Here is a 608-nt window from a genome sequence, read left to right on the forward strand (position 1 = left end):
TTCTTTAAGCTATCTGTAGCGGCTAAGAAACTATTCTTAGACATTGCCATGCAACAACATACAGAAACAACATTAAAGCGTTCATTGGACAAGCAGGACGAAAGAGGAAACAAAACTCACTTCGGTGGGATGTATCGTTTCTTACATAAAAAATATCCGCATCAGATCCGTGCGGTTATCGAGGAATTAACAACTGCATTACCATGTACGGGGAATCCCCTATTCAAAATTTGCAAAATGCAAAAAGGTGTAAAGCATACAAAACGATATACGACATTATATCTGTCTATCCATTCAGACTTCTTATGCTCGAAAGAAGCTGGAGAAGAACAACATAGGGATCCATTTACACCAAAAGCTACCTATGCTCGAAAAGCGAAGTTTATCGAAGCAGTCCTACAAGAGATGAATATCGGTGAACTTTCTGCAGACATGAATAAATTTATTCATGTATTAAAGCATACTTGTCATCGTCAAATCCGCAGTGTAATTCGTGGACTTCGTGACATGATTGATCGAAAAGAAGGATATCCAACGAAAATTGTATATACATTGAAAAAACTATTACATCAAACATCTCAATATCAAATCCTTGATGCTGCAGCGAA

The 608-nt window shown here is 37.2% G+C and carries 1 pseudogene; it reads left to right on the top strand.

Annotated features, from left to right (window positions below):
- Positions 1-608, top strand: a pseudogene (locus tag FOT98_RS31140) (hypothetical protein); the annotation flags it as partial.

It is taken from the genome of Bacillus sp. HY001, assembly GCF_007558965.1.
Lineage (GTDB): Bacteria > Bacillota > Bacilli > Bacillales > Bacillaceae_G > Bacillus_A > Bacillus_A mobilis.